Below are 2,221 nucleotides of genomic sequence, written 5' to 3'. Positions count from 1 at the left end.
ATCCTGACCGCCCGCTCGCGGACCTCAGGGGAGAAGGGTGGGATATGCTTTGTCATGGCTCCAGTCTCTCAAGAGTTGGAGCCTCCGGAAATCCCGGGGCGGTTCAGCTGTGCGTTTTCGGGAGGCTTCCATGACCCGCAAGCGCATCCCCCTCGGCCCCGACTACCACGCCGAGCCGGGCGAGACGAAGGGCCACCAGCACGACGTTTACACCACGAAGGGCGAGTTGTTCGGCTACGAGCGCATTCACGTCGGCACGCTGATGAAGAGTGCCGACGAGGATCTGGCGACGGTCATCGCGTCAGGCGCTCCGCGTATCCGTCCCCTAGAGAAAACCCAACTTGAGGCGCTTACGGAGTTGCGGGAGGCAGTCGTGAAGGGCGGCGGGTCTCCTTCGCGCATCGCCTGGATCGACAAGGGGATCGCGCTTGAGAAGGCCGCCATGGTCGCCCCCTCCCACTCCGCAGGGGAGGACGGGAGATGAGCGAGCCGCTGGACTGCCAAGCGTGCGGGGCGTGCTGCGTCGAGGCTGGGGCCGTGCCGGTTGCGGCCCAAGCTGGCCGAGCGCGAGCGCCTGGACGCGGAGCATGCCGAGCTGGCCCGCCTACGCCGGGAGGCCGAGGAACAGGCCGCGCGGGACCGAGACGAGAGAATCCGCGTTGCGGCCGTTGAGGCCGAGCGTGCGCGCGCTGAGCGTGATGCTGCGGCCGAACGGGACCGGGCCGCGCTTAAGGCGGATGCTGAGCGGGCCCGCATCGAGGCGCAGGCGCAGGCCGAACGGGATGCGGCCGCGCGCCGGGAACAGGAACTCAGGGACGCCGCCGAGGCCGATCGCCGGCGCGCTGCGGACGCCGAGCGCCGGGCCGCCGAGGCCGAACAGCGCGCGAAGGACGAAGCGAAGGCCACCCCGGCATATCCGCAGCGCCTTCGTCTTCCACCACGGCCTGGCAGTGAAGGTCGCGCCGAAAGCCATCGGGACCGTCGCCAAGCTCGCCCGGCCAACGCGGGCGGCCAAGGACGGGGATCGCTTCCGGCACCTGTTGCGCGGGCTGAAGGAGGCGGCGCGGCGCGCGAAGATGAGCGATCTGCGCTGGCACGACCTTCGACGCACCCACGGCTGCCGGCTGCTTCAGGAGCAAAAATGGTCGTTGGAGATGGTCCGCGACCAGCTCGGGCATCAGAGCGTGGTGCAGACCGAGCGGGCCTATGCCTTCCTTGAGGTAGAGACGCGCCGGGAGGCGGCCGACCGCACACGTGCGCGCACGATTGTGCAGAGCGAGAAGGAGCCCCTCCCCGCACAAAAAGCGCACAAGTGATGAGGTTTATTTTCGAATAGTCTATAGTATCAACGTCTTGGAGAAGTACGGCAATGTGTTTTGGTACCGCCATTCCCAGGTTCGAATCCTGGCGCCCCAGCCAAGCTTCCGCTAAGTCGTTGATCTGATTGCTTTCGGCTCTCAGCCGCTGTCGCGGCTTGGCCGATCGTACGCAGAGGTGTTGCACGCGCTTGTCCACAGGGGCAGGCCGTTGACGATTTGTTCTAACGTTTACCGCCGCGGGGCGGTATATTGGTGGCGTAGGCGATTCCGTTGCGATGAGCGGACGCGAGACCTGGTGGCCTCGGAAGCGAGGACATCCACCACGATCGCTTTGAGCCTTGGCACCTCCGACCCGGCCAGTGCGCGCACACTCGGCTGGGCGCTGAACGCGGAAAGCCTCCGCGTTCGGGAGGAATTTTCCATGCGCTCTGCTACCGACATCCGCGACCACCTGAGGGCTTTCCTCGACCGGGAACGCAGCGCACGCTTCGCCCGGCTCCATAGCGATCTCTGGCCGCAGCATGCACCCCTTGTCGGCGACTGGCCGTCGATGATGGGTGGGCGGGCACGGGAGTACCGCATCTTCGGACGGCTGCAGAGGCTGGCCGCAGAGGAGGGTTTCGAGGCCGGGTACGACACGGCGTTGGATGGCCGCTTGAAGCAGGAGGGATTCACCTTCCCCGAGCGCGGCGCGATCAAGCGTAGGATCGAGAACGGGTACCTGCGCGATCTCGGGCGGCCGGACGAAACCGGTCGGTTCACGCCGCCGCGCGCCTATCTCCAGGTGATGCTCGCCGCCATGGGCTGACGTGACTGGCTGGCTTTGGACCGGGCTGATTGAGAGGATCAGCCAGGACCGAAGGAGCTGGACATGCGGCGAGGTCAGAAGACGGGTGCGGAGC

Annotated in this window: 4 protein-coding genes; 3 read left to right on the top strand and 1 reads right to left on the bottom strand. The window is 66.7% G+C overall.

Going from position 1 to position 2,221, the window contains the following annotated elements; all coding sequences use genetic code 11:
- Nucleotides 1–130 precede the first annotated feature (130 nt).
- Nucleotides 131–484 (top strand): hypothetical protein, encoded by a 354-nt coding sequence (locus ASF27_RS14470; protein WP_056361200.1) that lies wholly within the window; start codon nucleotides 131–133, stop codon nucleotides 482–484.
- Between the two features lie 120 nt (nucleotides 485–604).
- Here the strand turns inward: ASF27_RS14470 and ASF27_RS22595 are convergent, their stop codons facing one another.
- Nucleotides 605–973, bottom strand: coding sequence for a hypothetical protein (locus ASF27_RS22595; protein WP_056361197.1), 369 nt, complete (start codon nucleotides 971–973; stop codon nucleotides 605–607).
- Here ASF27_RS22595 and ASF27_RS22590 point away from each other — a divergent pair.
- Both ASF27_RS22590 and ASF27_RS14455 read left to right on the top strand, forming a co-directional pair.
- On the top strand, nucleotides 951–1,316 hold the full coding sequence (locus tag ASF27_RS22590) for a tyrosine-type recombinase/integrase (protein ID WP_056361195.1): 366 nt from the start codon (nucleotides 951–953) through the stop codon (nucleotides 1,314–1,316). The two genes, ASF27_RS22595 and ASF27_RS22590, sit on opposite strands and share 23 nt — an antisense overlap.
- 298 nt (nucleotides 1,317–1,614) lie before the next feature.
- The gene (locus ASF27_RS14455; protein WP_056361192.1) at nucleotides 1,615–2,127 is read left to right on the top strand and encodes a hypothetical protein; all 513 of its coding nucleotides are present in this window, start codon (nucleotides 1,615–1,617) and stop codon (nucleotides 2,125–2,127) included.
- The last annotated feature ends 94 nt before the right edge of the window (nucleotides 2,128–2,221 follow it).

Origin of the sequence: Methylobacterium sp. Leaf102, from assembly GCF_001422425.1 — a bacterium.
GTDB lineage: Bacteria > Pseudomonadota > Alphaproteobacteria > Rhizobiales > Beijerinckiaceae > Methylobacterium.
This window is presented reverse-complemented; position numbering and strand designations above follow the sequence as displayed.